Origin of the sequence: Shewanella basaltis (assembly GCF_023283885.1) — a bacterium.
Lineage (GTDB): Bacteria > Pseudomonadota > Gammaproteobacteria > Enterobacterales > Shewanellaceae > Shewanella > Shewanella basaltis.
In genome coordinates, this window is sequence record NZ_JAKILA010000005.1 from 52,238 (window position 1) to 67,285 (window position 15,048).

General features: G+C 41.0%; 15 protein-coding genes. 7 read left to right on the forward strand and 8 right to left on the reverse strand.

Annotated features, from left to right (window positions below):
- Window positions 1-312: 312 nt before the first annotated feature.
- On the forward strand, window positions 313-1,257 hold the full coding sequence (locus L2703_RS05485) for a chemotaxis protein CheV (RefSeq protein ID WP_248970121.1): 945 nt from the start codon (window positions 313-315) through the stop codon (window positions 1,255-1,257).
- 229 nt (window positions 1,258-1,486) lie between these two features.
- Here the strand turns inward: L2703_RS05485 and L2703_RS05490 are convergent, their stop codons facing one another.
- Both L2703_RS05490 and L2703_RS05495 read right to left on the reverse strand, forming a co-directional pair.
- Window positions 1,487-2,131 carry a hypothetical protein gene (locus tag L2703_RS05490; protein WP_428848645.1) on the reverse strand — a complete coding sequence of 215 codons (645 nt, stop codon included), beginning with the start codon at window positions 2,129-2,131 and terminating at the stop codon, window positions 1,487-1,489.
- Between the two features lie 69 nt (window positions 2,132-2,200).
- Window positions 2,201-2,560: a DUF2750 domain-containing protein gene (locus L2703_RS05495; RefSeq protein ID WP_248970123.1), complete on the reverse strand. Its 360-nt coding sequence runs from the start codon at window positions 2,558-2,560 to the stop codon at window positions 2,201-2,203.
- A 227-nt stretch (window positions 2,561-2,787) separates the two neighbouring features.
- On the opposite strand from L2703_RS05495, the gene L2703_RS05500 reads away from it, so the two are divergent.
- The 5 genes from L2703_RS05500 (at window position 2,788) to ushA (ending at window position 7,761) form a co-directional block, all read left to right on the forward strand.
- Complete coding sequence (locus L2703_RS05500) at window positions 2,788-4,035, forward strand: lytic murein transglycosylase (protein ID WP_248970124.1); 1,248 nt, start codon at window positions 2,788-2,790, stop codon at window positions 4,033-4,035.
- A gap of 104 nt (window positions 4,036-4,139) precedes the next feature.
- Entirely contained in the window at window positions 4,140-4,622 is a 483-nt protein-coding gene (locus L2703_RS05505) for an FKBP-type peptidyl-prolyl cis-trans isomerase (protein ID WP_248970125.1), read from the forward strand.
- A gap of 89 nt (window positions 4,623-4,711) precedes the next feature.
- Window positions 4,712-4,939 carry a DUF3389 family protein gene (locus L2703_RS05510; protein WP_248970126.1) on the forward strand — a complete coding sequence of 76 codons (228 nt, stop codon included), beginning with the start codon at window positions 4,712-4,714 and terminating at the stop codon, window positions 4,937-4,939.
- A 123-nt stretch (window positions 4,940-5,062) separates the two neighbouring features.
- Window positions 5,063-5,728, forward strand: a complete 666-nt coding sequence (locus L2703_RS05515) for an alpha/beta hydrolase (protein WP_248970127.1) — start codon at window positions 5,063-5,065, stop codon at window positions 5,726-5,728.
- 308 nt (window positions 5,729-6,036) lie between these two features.
- The gene (ushA, locus tag L2703_RS05520; protein ID WP_248970128.1) at window positions 6,037-7,761 is read left to right on the forward strand and encodes a bifunctional UDP-sugar hydrolase/5'-nucleotidase UshA; all 1,725 of its coding nucleotides are present in this window, start codon (window positions 6,037-6,039) and stop codon (window positions 7,759-7,761) included.
- Between the two features lie 318 nt (window positions 7,762-8,079).
- On the opposite strand, the gene L2703_RS05525 is transcribed toward ushA, so the two are convergent.
- The 6 genes from L2703_RS05525 to L2703_RS05550 all read right to left on the reverse strand — a co-directional run bounded on the left by L2703_RS05525 (window position 8,080) and on the right by L2703_RS05550 (window position 12,627).
- Window positions 8,080-8,931, reverse strand: coding sequence for a D-hexose-6-phosphate mutarotase (locus L2703_RS05525; protein ID WP_248970129.1), 852 nt, complete (start codon window positions 8,929-8,931; stop codon window positions 8,080-8,082).
- Window positions 8,932-9,031: 100 nt separating this feature from the next.
- Entirely contained in the window at window positions 9,032-9,646 is a 615-nt protein-coding gene (locus L2703_RS05530) for a DUF938 domain-containing protein (protein WP_248970130.1), read from the reverse strand.
- Window positions 9,646-10,308, reverse strand: a complete 663-nt coding sequence (locus L2703_RS05535) for a response regulator transcription factor (protein ID WP_248970131.1) — start codon at window positions 10,306-10,308, stop codon at window positions 9,646-9,648. Before L2703_RS05535 ends, L2703_RS05530 begins: the two co-directional genes overlap by 1 nt.
- A gap of 177 nt (window positions 10,309-10,485) precedes the next feature.
- The gene (locus L2703_RS05540) at window positions 10,486-10,923 is read right to left on the reverse strand and encodes an acyl-CoA thioesterase (RefSeq protein ID WP_248970132.1); all 438 of its coding nucleotides are present in this window, start codon (window positions 10,921-10,923) and stop codon (window positions 10,486-10,488) included.
- A 92-nt stretch (window positions 10,924-11,015) separates the two neighbouring features.
- Window positions 11,016-11,282, reverse strand: coding sequence for a Rho-binding antiterminator (locus L2703_RS05545; protein ID WP_248970133.1), 267 nt, complete (start codon window positions 11,280-11,282; stop codon window positions 11,016-11,018).
- Between the two features lie 811 nt (window positions 11,283-12,093).
- Window positions 12,094-12,627: a histidine phosphatase family protein gene (locus tag L2703_RS05550; protein ID WP_248970134.1), complete on the reverse strand. Its 534-nt coding sequence runs from the start codon at window positions 12,625-12,627 to the stop codon at window positions 12,094-12,096.
- A gap of 1,153 nt (window positions 12,628-13,780) precedes the next feature.
- Between L2703_RS05550 and L2703_RS05555 the strand changes: the two genes are divergently transcribed.
- Window positions 13,781-15,019 carry an HD-GYP domain-containing protein gene (locus tag L2703_RS05555; RefSeq protein WP_248970135.1) on the forward strand — a complete coding sequence of 413 codons (1,239 nt, stop codon included), beginning with the start codon at window positions 13,781-13,783 and terminating at the stop codon, window positions 15,017-15,019.
- The last annotated feature ends 29 nt before the right edge of the window (window positions 15,020-15,048 follow it).

Below are 15,048 nucleotides of genomic sequence, written 5' to 3' on the forward strand. Positions count from 1 at the left end.
GTACTGTCCTAGTGTAAATGGTTCTACGACGCTGAAAGGCAGGCCTTTGTGTGTGCCTGCAGACAAACCTAGCTTGAAAAGCCCCCGAGTCGCTGTTTTATGGCGGTATTCATTTGCAAGTCTGGTTTTATGATGGTGACAGCGTTAACTATACGAAATTCGTACAGGAAATGATTTTGTTGTGCGTAGATTTTGTATTTTTGTTGAAACCATCACGGTTTTGACTCCTTTATGGTTAATTTTTAAGTATAATTACTCTGTTGATTGGTGCGATATGTTGCACACACATTTTAGTTTGAGGTGAATAGCGTTATGAGAAAAGTGCTCGATACAGTAGACCAACGCACCAAGTTAGTTGGTGAAAACCGTTTAGAGTTGTTGCTGTTTCGCATTGGCTCTACACAGTTGTTTGCCATTAATGTGTTTAAAGTAAAAGAAGTGGTGAAATTACCTAACATCAATACTTTTCCAGGTAGCAACCCTAATATTTATGGCGTAGCGAATATCAGAGGCACATCTATTCCAGTGATTAACTTGCGTGAAGCGATAGGTTTTTCTCCCAGACCCATTACAGATGACAGTAACCTGATTATTACTGAATATAATCGCAGTGTGCAGGCTTTTTTAGTGGGTAAAGTTGAGCACATTATCAATATGACCTGGAGTGATATTATGCCGCCGCCGAAAACATCGGGCGGTCATAATTATCTGACAGCAATTACCAAAATTGAGCAAGATGGGGTTACGCAATTAGTGTCAATTATTGATGTGGAAAAGGTACTTGCTGAGATTATTGACTACGACATTAGTTTATCGGAAGGGGTACTTGATGAGGCATTAGTACCACAATTACCCGGTAGGAAAGTACTGATTGTTGATGACTCGTCAACTGCCAGAAAACAAGTACGAGATACATTATCACAATTAGGCATTGAGATTATTGAAGCTTCTGACGGCCTACAAGCTCTTAGGTTATTACAAGGCTGGGCGGATAACGGAAAAAATGTCGCCGATGAGCTTTTAATGATGATAACAGATGCTGAAATGCCTGAAATGGACGGTTATAAGTTAACCGCAGAAGTAAGAGCAGATCCACGTATGGCCAGTTTATTTATTACTTTAAATACTTCTCTCAGTGGCAGTTTCAATAAGGCAATGGTTGAAAAGGTGGGCTGTAATGAGTTTATCTCTAAGTTTCAGCCTGACTTGTTAGTGGGGGTCGTTCAAGACCGTTTACGCGCTATTTTGTCGGTGTAATTTAGCTTCGCTGGATACTGATTGACGCTTGTACCTTGCGATTACGGTACTGATTGCATGAGCTGCAAGTTATACCAATTAGCACAAAAATGTGATTATGCTTACTGGTTAATCGCTTATCACTTCTTTGTAAATGTTGAAGGTAGAACAACGACCTCGCTGCCAATTCTGCCTTGTGCGAAGTGATTTTCCTACGTGATCGCAGATCATTTATTTATTCAGATAGGTATCAGATTTGATCCTCATCTTCGATGAGTTCATCAATAATGCGCTGTTGATGTTCACGCGTGATACCAATGTTTAGCCTAGCTATCTTTATGGCATGCCCAAACCTAGCCTTACCGAGCAATGTTACTAATTGTTTAAGAAAATGAGCGTCTAACGACAATGTATTGCTGTAATGTTCAATTGCCTTGGGTAATGAGGTAAATCTCACATCGTCAAATTCAAAACCCGTTTGTGAGTCGTGGTTTTCACCATCGAGTAGCACACCATCTAGGCTTAACGGCCAACCTTTGGCGTTGATCCGGCTTTGCGCGATTTGGTACATCATCCAGGCACTTTTTTTAAAACCACCAAAGATTTTGCATTCAAATTCAGACTCAGCTAACTCTTGTTCGGTCCAGTTAATGCCAATAGCCAAATGTTTTTGATACACATGCATTAATTGATCTTTAACTGCATCACGGCAATCCCAAATTGAGGTTAATGGGTTCTTTTTTGCAAAGCCTAAACATTCTTTACATGCGGGCACCGTCAGTGATGGGTGTGGGGTATGTGCCATTCTGTAGTAGTCAAATTGTTCACTACAGGGCTCGGTGCAAAACCAACAGGTGTGGCGTTGCTCGAATGGAATATCAATTAATGTAGGCATAGGTGTAAACATTCTATATAAAAAAGCTACTCAAAAGAGTAGCTTATTGTTAATTATCCGCGAGCAGTATTATTCTTTCTCAAAGTCGACTAATTCTTTTGCTAATATGATTGGGTCAATTTCTTCACATTCTTGATCCGCTTCCCAATCAATACCAATCAGTACACCGTCGTCATTTAAGTCGCCAACCCAGTATTCTAAAAATTCGGTTAACGTGATTGAAACGGCTTTATAATCTGTCCATTCTTCAGTGCAATGGCTTGTTGCAGCAGATTCACTTGACCACAACGGCATTACGTCAGTATCTTCAAATTCAGATGAGTCACATACTACCCAACCTTCACCTGTTTCATCTTGTAAGCCCCATAAGACTTGATGTTGTTTTACGTTTTCGATAAAGCCAATTAGTGCGGGTGTTTGTTCGGTCATGATAAGTCGCTTTAATAAGTGAGAATTAATGTCATTATACGTACTCACAAAATAAGGAAAAGGCTTAATTAATGACAATGATGTTTATGTTGTTTCTTTATACCAATAGCAGGATAAAAAACGTTAATTTAAACAAAATAAACAGGGTTTAATGCTAACGGGTCTTGTTTCCTGAGAGGCGATGCGTCACGATATTCAACATTCATTTGTAATAATTAAGTGTTTACATGACCCACCAAAGCCGTTTTTCTGCGTTTATTGCTTCAATGTTTGTTTCGAGTACTTTCTTGAGTGCTTGTGCTGTATCTGCTTCACCCGATCCAGTCGTTGATGTCTCTCCTGTGCCAGTGCAAGCTGACTTTGCTACTTGTGTAGTCGATTTACAGCAAAAGGCAAAAGTTGCGGGCATTTCACAACACATTATTGACACAACTGTCGCTAACTTAAAGTATGTTCCTCGAGTTATAGAGCTTGATAATCAACAACCGGAGTTTACCACTACCTTTGGTGATTACTTTGACAAACGTGTGACCACCTGGCGGGTAGAGCAGGGCCGAAAAATGATGGTTAAACATCAATCATTATTGGCTAAATTAACCAAAGAATATGGTGTACCTGGGCAGTACATAGTCGCATTTTGGGGATTAGAGACTAACTATGGCAGTTACAAAGGCAGCATGCCTGTTTTAGATTCTTTAGCGACTTTAGCCTGCGATCCGCGTCGCAGCGATTATTTCACAGGTGAATTAATACAAGCACTTAAGCTTAAGCAACAATATCGATTTGCAGACAGTACCATGGTTGGCTCCTGGGCCGGTGCCATGGGGCATACTCAATTTATGCCAACCAATTATCGTAAATATGCCGTTGATGGCGATGGTGATGGTGTAGCAGATTTATGGAACAGTGAGGCGGATGCACTCACATCGGCTGCTAACTTTTTACAGCACTTAGGCTGGAAAGCGGATCAACGATGGGGGCGTGAAGTGCTATTACCGCAAGACTACGGCTTTGAGTATTTAGGCAGTCAATCTGTTTTACCCCTCAGTCAGTGGCGTGCGTTAAACATTACCCAAACTAATGGCCAACCCATTGCCGCACCAGACATGCAAGCTGCATTGTATTTACCGGCGGGACACACAGGGCCAGCCTTTTTAGGCTATGACAACTTTAACGTAATTATGCGTTGGAATCGCTCAGAGTTTTATGCCATTTCAGTGGGACATTTAGCAGACAGGATAAATGGCGCATCCGAATTAAGTCGGGCGGTACCAAAACAACCACGACTGAGTCGCGATATTGTGAAGCAATTACAACAAAAGCTGAATGACTCAGGTTTTGATGTTGGAAAAGCCGATGGCATATTAGGCCGAAATTCTGTTATAGGTTTGCAAGCTTTTCAGAAAAAACAAGGATTAATTGCCGACGGTTTCCCTGATGCACAAACCTTCAAAGCGCTTGGTATTAAGCTTTAATAGACTCAATATTAGGCAATAAGCTTGGCAAGAGTCACTATTTTTGTGGATGCCATGGCACTCATTTGTTAAGCTTCGCCAAAATCTTGAGTTAAGGAATAAAAATGAGCATTAAAGACGATATGGTTGTGCAGTTTAATTACTCGCTGCGTGACGAGAAAGGCGATGTGATTGAGTCTAATGAAGGCCGCGATCCAATTGCATACTTGCATGGCCATGACAACATGATGCCTGGTATTGAAAATGCGATTAACGGTAAAAACGTGGGCGATAAGTTTTCTGTTACTCCAGCTGCAGCCGACACCTATGGTGAACGCCAAGAAGGAGCAGAGCAACGTGTGTCAGTGAAACACCTTGTCGGCGCTAAAGCTTGGAAACCGGGTATGGCCGCTGTGGTAAATACTGAGCAAGGTCAACGTCAAGTTACGATTTTAAAAGTCGGTAAATTTATGGCTACCGTAGACATCAACCATCCTTTGGCTGGTCGTGAATTGACTTTTGATATCGAAATTGTTGGTGCACGTGAAGCGTCGGATGAAGAAATTGCTCACGGTCATGCTCATGGCGCGGGTGGTCACCACCACTAGGCCAATGAGTGTTAACCTGAAAATCCCAAGTGAATCACTTGGGATTTTTATTTGTGTGTTACTTTGTTTACTGCAACAAAAGGGGAGTCATGGTCATTGATTTTTCAATCGGCAAGCTCATTGTTACCGTCAATGAGATCCAGTGTCGTTTTCATGATAATCATATTGTCTTAGCAGCCGCTGTAGATGACATTAGTTGTTTTCATCAAGGTTTGGTTATTGCTGCTGATGGTGGCACTGTTCGCTGGAGTATTAAGCTTGATAATGCAACGCAGCTAGAGCAAGTGCTTAATTATACGGGTATTCAGGCGCAGTAAAGCCACCACCACATTGTGAGCTGATAGATTGGAATGGTATGCTTATTAGCTAATTTAAATTAATCGGCATTGTATGTTTTAATTCTACAGATCCCGTTTTGAATATAAATAAGGTCAAGTTTGATGTCTTCTTTAGAAACAATCGTAATCGAACCGCAAACCACAGCAACAGCATGCGTTATTTGGCTGCATGGCTTAGGTGACTCTGGCGCAGGGTTTGCGCCTGTTGTGCCTGTGTTAGGATTGCCAGTAAATCACAGTATACGTTTTATTTTTCCACACGCTCCAGAACAGGCTGTAACCATTAATGGTGGTTATGTGATGCGTTCGTGGTACGACATTAAAAGCATGGATTTACACGACAGAGCAGACATTCAAGGTGTAATGAGTTCTGAGAAAGCTGTGCAGCAATTAATTCATGAGCAAATCGCTCAAGGCATAAGTGCAGATAATATTATCTTGGCAGGATTTAGCCAAGGTGGAGTAATGAGCTTATTTACTGGCTTACGTTTTAAGCAAGGATTGGCTGGCATTATAGCATTATCATGTTATTTACCTGGTGGCGAGCATCTACCTGAGCAACTTGCAGATGAAAACCGTGCAACGCCTATTTTGCAACATCACGGTGAGCAAGATGATGTCGTGCCTTTATTTGCTGGAAAAATGGCTCATGATGCGTTAATTGCTGCAAATTATCAGTCAAATTGGCGTACTTATCCGATGGCGCACAGTGTTTTACCTAATCAACTTACCGATATCGGTCAATGGATACTGCATGTGTTGAAATAAAAGTTTAACGCCACTGTTCTCTATTTGGGATAATTGGCTTGTGCTTGATCATAAAAAAAAGTAAGTAATTTAAGTGGCTTAGCAGTCTATCTGTAGAGCCATTTTTTTTACTTGTTTTTAACATGTCATTTAACAACTCAATTGTTTGCCTGAGTGGATTGTTATCTGTTTAAGTTATTGTTATTAGTGTATTAAAAATCACATTTTGTCATAAAAATGAAATCAAAAACCGTCAATCTTTGTTATCATTCTGCCTGTGAATTGGATTTTCACAGATTTAAAAAATAAATAATAACTCGGGGTAAATCATGACAAACATGTTAATTAAAGGATTAGTTGCAACAGCTGTACTAGCAGCATTGGCTGGTTGTAACAGTGACGATGACAAAAAAGAAGTAGAAACACCAGTAGCTGCAACCTGTGCTGAAGCAGGTGATGCATGTAAAAAGTTCACCGTACTACACACCAATGATAACCACGGCCGTTTTTGGCATAACAGCGATGGTGAATATGGTATGGCAGCTCGTAAAGCGCTGATTGACCAAATTCGTGCAGAAGTCAGCTCTAATGGCGGTGAAACATTAGTATTATCTGGTGGTGATATTAATACTGGTGTGCCTGAATCTGACTTACAAGATGCATTACCAGATTTTATTGGTATGAACGAGATTGCTTATGATGCCATGGCTGTTGGTAACCATGAGTTTGACAACCCACTTGCCGTTTTAGATTCACAGCGTTCTATTGCTAACTTCCCAATGCTTGCAGCCAACATCTACAAAGCTGACGGAACACGCTATTTTGATGCATATAAAGTATTTGATATTAATGGTCTTCGTGTTGCTGTGATTGGTTTAACCACAGAAGACACGGCAAAAATTGGTAATCCAGAATATATCTCGGAATTGACCTTCACAGATCCAGCAACTGAAGCTGCAAAAGTGATTGCCGAAATTAAAGAAGCCGATGTTGCAGATTTAATTTTTGCTACTACCCACATGGGTCACTATGCAGATGGGCAAAATGGCAGTAACGCACCTGGCGATGTGACATTAGCGCGTACACTAACCGCTGGTGACTTAAGTGCTATTATTGGTGGTCACTCACAAAACCCAGTTTGTATGGAACCAGACACAAACGCGTATGCAGATTTTGCACCCGGTGATGACTGTACTCCTGATATGCAAAACGGTACTTACATCATGCAAGCTCATGAGTGGGGTAAGTATGTGGGTCGTGCAGATTTTGAATATTTTAACGATGAACTACACCTAGCAAGCTATAAGTTACTGCCTGTGAACTTAAAAACCACAGTGACAGATGCTGACGGTAATGAAACTGAAGCGTTCGTTGCTGAAGAAATCACCCCAGATGCAGAACTTGAAGAATTATTAGCTTATTACCAAGAACGTGGCCAAGGCCAGTTAGATGAAGTTATTGCAACCACTGACGCATTGCTTGACGGTGTTCGCGCTAACGTTCGTAACATGCAAACTAACTTAGGTCGCTTAATTGCTGAAGCTCAGCGCACTAAAGTTGGTGCTGATATTGGTGTGATGAACTCAGGTGGTGTGCGTGCTTCAATTGAAGCGGGTAACATTACTTACCGTGACGTACTGACGGTTCAACCATTTGGTAATACCGTTACGTTAATGTCGATGACTGGTGCTGAAATCACTGATTACTTAGGTACTGTTGCTTCATTCCAACGCGGTGCAGGTGCATACGCACAAATTACCGGTGTTAAAATGATCGTTGATTGTGCAGCTAAAACAGTCGCTATCAGCGAAATTAACGGTAAAGATTATAGTCCAACTGAGTCTTACAGCTTTACGGTTCCAAGCTTTAACGCTGCAGGTGGCGACGGTTACCCAGTATTGGATCCAATTCAAACAGGTTATGTTGATGCTGAAGTGTTATACACTTTCTTCAAAGACAAAGGCACTATTGCTGCAGCTGATTACGCACCAATGGGTGATATTGAATATCAAAACTCTGATAGCACATTAGGTTGTACCGTTACCGCTAACTAATAGAGCATTTAATGTTGAGTCATGCGAATGACTAACCATTATGCTTAACGTTATGTGGCTAATACCATAATTAAAAAGGCAGCTTAGGCTGCCTTTTTGCTATTTAGCTATTTAACCTCAACTCTGGATAAGAGATGTATTGATAACGATATAAATCAATAGATTGACTAAAATCCACTGTCAAGCTTGTGATTTGTTTTGCTAACAAGGCGAATTAACGCGTCAATAGCTAGCCTATTGCAAGTTGATTCAACGCAGTGAGGAAGGCAAAGGACTGCTTGAAAGGCGTTTGTTATCCAGAGCTGAGGTTATTTAGTTTTATGCTGTTAACCAGCCTATACGAGTCGTTAGCCTGTGGCTTTCACCTGGTGCTAAAACGACCTTATCTTCAAGCACATTAGCGGCTTCTAAACACACCATGGTGAGATAATCATCGTTATTAAAACGAGACAATCTGGCTGATTTTGCTATCCATGGGTTCCACAATACAGCCGAATGGCTATTTTCACGACTAACCACAATCGAGCCATGTGGTGTGTGTAGTGTTTGCTGAGGCGCTAAGTGAGTGTATACCCGATCGGTTTCTTTAGTGAACTCAACAGCATCGGCGGTTTGCTGAAAAGGGCCTTCGCCAAATTCAATATATTGTGAGCCATTAAAGCCGCTTGCACTGAGCTTGTGAATATCGCCAATTGGAAAGTAACTGTGTAAAGCTTGAGTTAACGTGACTTCGTGATCATCTAGGTTTGTGTTTACAAGACTAACAGAAAGCGTTTCACCTAACGTAAATAACACTTTTACTTCAGTGTTATGTGGCCAATATTGTTGGTCTATTTCGCTTTTAGGTAAGGAAAATACCAAATCGACAATTTGATCATGTATGTTAACGGAGTCGAGCGTCCAGACTTTGTTACGTGCAAAACCATGTTGTGGATAATCTGGGTGAGTGTGTGTACCAAACCATGGCCAACAAACAGGAATGCCACCTCGGATCCCGTTTCCCGGTTGGTAATCATCAGCCGATGATACCCAAAGTAATGGCTGTTTGCCTTTAGGTACAAATTGATCTATTTGGGCACCTTGCATAAATATCCGCGCTTGGCACAGTTGTGTGTCAATGCTGACATACTCAAGTCCATTAGGGTGTTTTTGCGTGGTAACAGAACCCATATTGAGTGTCCTTGTATTGAAGAAAAAAGCTTAGTAGATAAGCCTCTAGCTTACCTTATTTTTAAAGCAGTGATAATGGCGAGCAATATGGCTAAGGTGATTAAAACGAAAAATACAACATACGGTTGTTAGCAGGCATTGTTATATCCTGTTGTAGGGTAAGTCCTTGTTGCTGTGCAAGGGTATGAATCCATTCTATATCGCGCACGCCACTTAGTGGATTTTGTTCTTTAAGCCAGTGGTCAAACTGTTGATTACTGTCGCTGGTAAATTTTCCTGAGTATTTAAAAGGTCCATAAATGGCGACGCCCCCGGTTTTAGCTACATGTTTACCACATCCGGCAAAAAAAGCTTCTACAAGTGGTTTGCTCATAATATGCAAGGTGTTTGCCGTGAAAATGGCATCAATAGGGTGTGAAAATATGGGCCAGTCTTGTTGGACATCAAGTGCGATTGCCGGACTTAAATTAGGTAACGCGAAGTGATTTAATCTTGCTTGTAAGTTTATTAAGTTGCCGGCTTGATCGCTGGGGTGCCAATGAAGATGGCCTAGTTGTTGAGCAAAATAAGTGCAGTGTTGCCCTGTACCGCTGCCAATTTCTAACACATGTGAAGTGTGATTAAACCATTGTGTTAAATGGGTTAAAATTGCTGATTTATTGTTTTCACAGGCTTGTGAAAACGGTAACTGTGACAGGGGTATAAGGCTATGCATTACGAAATATCGACTTTTTCCATTTCGAGCTGTTGCAAGGCAATCACAGCTTGAGTTCGATTACGCACACCGAGTTTTCTAAATATTGCCGTAGCATGAGCTTTAATAGTCGCTTCAGACACCCCAAAATCATAGGCTATTTGCTTGTTGAGTAATCCTTCTGCAAACATCTGTAATACGCGATATTGTTGTGGGGTTAAATCAGATAAACGGCTTGCCATCTTATCTGTGGGATCGTCTGAAACAGGCTGTAATTCTGTACCAGCAGGTAACCAAATATCACCATATAAAATCGCAGTTAGAGCATCAGTGAGCGCTTCCATTGACGCAGATTTTGGAATAAAGCCACTGCTGCCATAATGCACTGCTCGGCTAATGGTATTGATATCTTCATGGGCTGAAATCACCACAACAGGAATGTCTGGGTAATGAGTACGTAGATGAATAAGGGTAGAGTAGCCATGAGAACCAGGCATTTGTAAATCGAGCAAAATCAAATCGAATTGACAGTCTTTACTGTCTAAAACTGTTTCTAATGCTTCTGCACTATCAGCTTCAACCCACTGAGTGTGATTAAATGCATTGCTTAACGCCTGTCGCAAGGCATTACGAAATAATGGGTGATCATCTGCAATAACGATATTTAAATTTTCAAGCTTCATGGCTTTTTTTATTCTATGTTGCACGTGAAGATAAACTCAATGTAACAGAAAAGTAATCGACTGTTCTATTTCTTTATGTAACAAGAAGGTGAATTTATGCCATTTAACAATAAACTATAGACTTTAGTCTAATGAAAAATCACGATAAATGCAGTCAATAGACTGCATTTGTCTTAATTAACCATGAGGCCAAACCTGGGTAGGTTGACGGTTTTCGTCGACCGCAACAAAGGTAAATACGCCGCGGATAGCGTGCTCTCGATGATCTTTATACATGTCTTCAACATAAATATTGACCTCTACTTTTAATGAGGTATTGCCTACATGGATTACTTTGGCAATTAACTCCGCTAAGCTGCCTGCAGGAATTGCTTTTTTAAAATCAATACGATCCGAGCTTACGGTCACCAATGATTTGCGACAAAAACGGGTGGCAGCAATAAAGGCTGTTTCGTCCATCCATGCCAAGGCATCACCACCAAATAAGGTGTTGTGATGATTGGTGTTAGAAGGAAAAATGGCCTTAATGACGCGAGCTTCTGATTGAATAATTCGAGCTGCCATATCTTCAGGAAAATGGGTTTCAGTTTGAGCGGGATTTTGAGCAAGGGACATACATAGACCTAAATTAAACCACGAAAGAAGGTGTAAACGCCGCGCATTGTACTGTATGAACTTAAGCTATGTCGAATAGGATTAACAAGTTATTACTCACTAAGGGTTAAATGTGTAAACAGGGAGTTAGTGCTCAGCACCTCTATTAATTTAATGTCGGCTAAGATGACCGTTTGGGGTGTCAAAGTGGTTGTGTAACCGCAAATGGCTTCATAATTTTGGTCATCACCTTGTACGATAACGATATTGTTAAAACGGCCGACAATCTCGTTGCCAGAATGTAAAGTCAATCTGACGTGATATTGATATAAACACATGATTTCAATGTAATCATAATGCTCGCATTTAATGGATTTCAATGAAGGGTCCTCGGGACTGTTGATCTTTTTAGGTTAAATTAACCTCAACTCTGGATAACAAACGCCTTTCAAGCAGTCCTTTGCCTTCCTCACTGCGTTGAATTAACTTGCAATAGGCTAGCTATTGACGCGTTAATTCGCCTTGTTAGCAAAACAAATCACAAGCTTGACAGTGGATTTTAGTCAATCTATTGATTTATATCGTTATCAATACATCTCTTATCCAGAGTTGAGGTTAAATTATGTTCGAGTTAAAAACGTATTAATCGAGGCGAATGGATTGAAGCCTAGCCACCTAAGCAACGCTTTATTCACAAAGAGTCATTTAACAAAGAGACATGTTTTTAGCCGAACCCTTCGGGCAGCGTTTCCTGGCTATTATGACTGTGTTATCGACTTTTGGAGAATAACTACACCGCTAAGTCTCTGCCGCGCACTTGTATATGAGTAATGGCCAATAATTCGCTGCAAAACACCCTAGAAAGATCTACAGGCCCTAGGGTCTGTTGATCTTTGCTGGTTGAGTTTTGTTCGAGTTAAAAACGTTTTAATCGAGGCGAATGGATTGAAGCCTAGCCACCTAAGCAACTCTTTATTTGTAAAGCATTGTTCAACAAAGAGTAAAACGTTTTTAGCCGAACCCTGTGGGCAGCGTTTGTTGGTCATTTTTACTGCGTTATCGACTTTTGGAGAATAACTACACCGCTAAGTCTCTGCCGCGCACTTGTATATGAGTAATGGCCAACAATTCGCTGCAAAAACACCCTAGAAAGATCTACAGGCCCTAGTATTGGGTCATGATATTGATTCATCAATAACGCAATATTACTGTGGATACTTTGCGGTTATTGCTATCAAGAGTGATTATATACAGTCTATCAAATTCATTTGCATCATTGATTGCGGGTTGTTTGTCTGCCCCAAGCTGTTCAGCCAGTGCCGTTGTAGTGTTGCTGTGTCCTACAACCAAAATGTGTCCTTGTTGTTTAAATAGTATTTCAGCCGTTTTTGGGAGATTGTGTGGGTCATACACAGTGGTTTCAAGGTGCTGACTTTTTGCGACAGTTAGTGCTGTTTCTTGGGTACGTTTATAATCGGTGGTAAACACTTTAGCGAGCGGCGTACTCGACAATACTGTTGCTAAACGCATGGCTCTGAGTTTACCTTGAGCCGAAAGGCTAGGGTCTTGCCCCGCGAGTTTTTCGGCATGTCTAACCAAATAAAACACTTTTGCTTGAGTATTGTTGACGTTAAGCGTCGAGTTGAGGTCAGTGTTGTCTGCCATTATTGTCGAGTGAAAAAAGGCAAAAAGAAGTAGTAGCGGGTATCGAATAGTTAAGATCATGGATTAAACCTATCGCTTGTGCTGCAGTAATCAGCTGTGTAGTGGCTTATTTAACCGAGAGTAGCTACTGGTAAAAAACATTATACTGTTTGCTGTTTTTTTAATGGCTCTGTTGAGTCTAGCATAAAGAGCGGCAATACTGCCTCACACCTTGAGACAAACATAGATACCAGCCCTGTATTGCATAACCATGTGCATCTAGTGACGAGTTCGTTCCATTTAAACAGGCTCTAGTAAAAGCCTTTGCATTCGCCATTACCCTGTTAATTACAGATAACTCACCACATTTCACAGATTTAAAGCCGTTTCACTTTACTTGCTCCACAATGCAAAAGCATCAAAGCCCAAGGCATTATACCATTTCCATTAATTATGTGACCAATCAGAGCCACTCAGACTTTTCAGTTTGAGGCGCATTGTTGAAAGAATGGTTATTCCCTTTTAAGGCGATGCAACAAAGAAATGGACAGTCTGAGTGTCTCCTACAAGGCGGGTTTCTGTGCCTTCCATACTGCTTAATAGCATTTTGACGTACTACTGCATGGACGCAGGAGGTAGAACAACGCAGGAGCAGTTGTCGACGACTGCATGGATGCAGGAGGTAGAACAACGCAGGAGCAGTTGTCGAGAGCAACTGTGCCTACAATCCTATTACTTGCCTAGAAGACACAGAATTCCTGCTGAATGACCAGATAATTGCTGGAATTGGTATTAATGCACTGATTTATAAAAATATCAGTCTACTGTTTATTTCGAGCTTAGGTGAATTGATTTTTTGATTGTTTGCCATATTAGCGCAATACTTAATTTAGCTAAAATTAACATAGTGTCGTTTCATTTGATGCTAGGGTCTGTTGATCTTTGCTGGTTGAATTTTGTTCGAGTTAAAAACGTTTTAATCGAGGCGAATGGATTGAAGCCTAGCCACCTAAGCAAAATTTATTCAACAAAGAGTAAAACGTTTCTAGCCGAACCCTGTGGGCAGCGTTTGTTGGTCATTTTTACTGCGTTATCGACTTTTTATGTAGAATAACTACACCTCAAAGTCTCTGCCGCGCACTTGTATATGAGTAATGGCCAACAATTCGCTGCAAAAATAACCTTGAAAGATCAACAGGCCCTAGCAGCCTAGTTAGCACACTAAGGATGGTATATGTCAGATTCTTTAGCCGCTCAAATTATTCAATTAGAATATGATGATGCTTTGCCTATTTGGCGGCATACCATTTTCATGCGTTTATTTACCATGCTCATCATAGTGTGCATTCCGGTGTATTTTACCAGTGTATACCTTTGTATTGAGCAAGGTATTTGGTACATGGCAATATTTGATACTTTGGCTTATGGCATCATGTTGTTTGCAGTATTTTCCCCCTCAATTACAGACAATTTTCGATATCTATGTGGATGCGGCCTGGCATTTTTGATTGGGGCTGGTTTTTTGATTGCCATTGGGCCTTCTGGCGCAGGCTTTTTTTGGTTATTCGCTTTTCCCCCATTAACCAGTGTGTTGCTAGGTGAGCGACCAGCGATTATCGCGCAGGTTATTAATACAGCGCTGTTATTTACCATAGGGATTGCATTTCATTATCAGTGGTTACATTGGCCAGTCATGGAACACTTTTCAACAATAATTTGGTACGTGGTGGTGATTAACTTTATCGTTACCTGTGCCATAGTCACACAGTCAATTTCATACTTATTGGGTAAATTAACCCATTCCTTGCATTCGACACTCGCATCGAGACAAGCCACTGTCATCGGGTTAGCCAAATTAGCCGAATACCGAGACAATGATACCGGTGCACATCTTATTAGAATGCAGCAGTATGCAAAGATGTTAGCAAAGCAAAGGTTATCGGATGAACAGGTGCCGAACGAATTAACCGCGGCATTTATAAAAGAAATTAGTTTATCTTCAATTTTGCATGATATTGGCAAGGTGGGCATAGCTGATCATATTTTGCTTAAACCTGGACGATTAACCCCAGAAGAATTTGAACACATTAAATCACATCCTGTAAAAGGGGCTAAAGTGATTGATAGTTTGTTGAAATATGCCCCAAAGTGTGAGTTTTTGTTAATGGGCCGGGACATCGCAGGAGGTCATCATGAAAAATGGGATGGCAGCGGTTATCCTAAAGGGCTTAGAGGTGAATCAATCCCGTTATCAGCAAGGATTGTGGCATTAGTTGATGTGTATGATGCGTTAACGTCACCGCGCTGCTATAAACGTCCCTTTTCCCATGAAGAAGCAAAAGATATGATTCTTGCTGGACGAGGTAGCCATTTTGATCCTGCATTGGTTGACAGTTTTATGGTAATTGAACAACGCTTTGCTGAGTTATCGCAGGGTTCTTTGGCGCACCATAGTGCGTGTTATGAATCATAAAAAGCGTCATACCCATTCTTATTAGAATA